General features: G+C 65.2%; 2 protein-coding genes. Both read right to left on the reverse strand.

Going from position 1 to position 382, the window contains the following annotated elements; translation table 11 throughout:
- A partial coding sequence (locus D7V77_RS43045) for a hypothetical protein (protein WP_199734042.1) occupies positions 1–221 on the reverse strand: 221 nt, incomplete at its 3' end.
- 25 nt (positions 222–246) lie between these two features.
- The coding region (gene lptE, locus D7V77_RS46175) for an LPS assembly lipoprotein LptE (RefSeq protein WP_199734043.1) at positions 247–382 on the reverse strand (136 nt) is incomplete at its 5' end.

A 382-nucleotide genomic window follows, 5' to 3' on the forward strand; every position in this document is an offset into this window, starting at 1 on the left:
ATCGACTGCTGCGCCTCGGTCACGCGCGACCACGAGAAACCGCGCTCGACGCTCATCACCTCGCGCTCGGTAAAACCCTGCGCGCGCGCGGCCTGCCGCAGTGCGTCGACGGCTTCCAGCGCCAGCAGGTGCTCGTCGCCATGCACCACGTACAGCGGCGCGAGCCCCTTGGCAGTGGCCTGCTTCAGATGACCTTCGAGCGCATCGAGCCGCAATTGCATGGCAAACCTTGCCCTGATCCGCCGCTTACGACGGCAGCTTCACGGCACCCAGGCGCCGCACGAGCTGGTTGATCGTATCGCCCTGCATGTCTCTGTAGAGCGCCGCTTCTTCGTAGTCCTTGGCGAGCACCTGCGTCTCGTTGTACGAGAGATCGCGGAAC

Origin of the sequence: Corallococcus sp. CA041A, assembly GCF_003612075.1 — a bacterium.
GTDB classification, from domain to species: Bacteria; Myxococcota; Myxococcia; order Myxococcales; family Myxococcaceae; genus Corallococcus; species Corallococcus exiguus.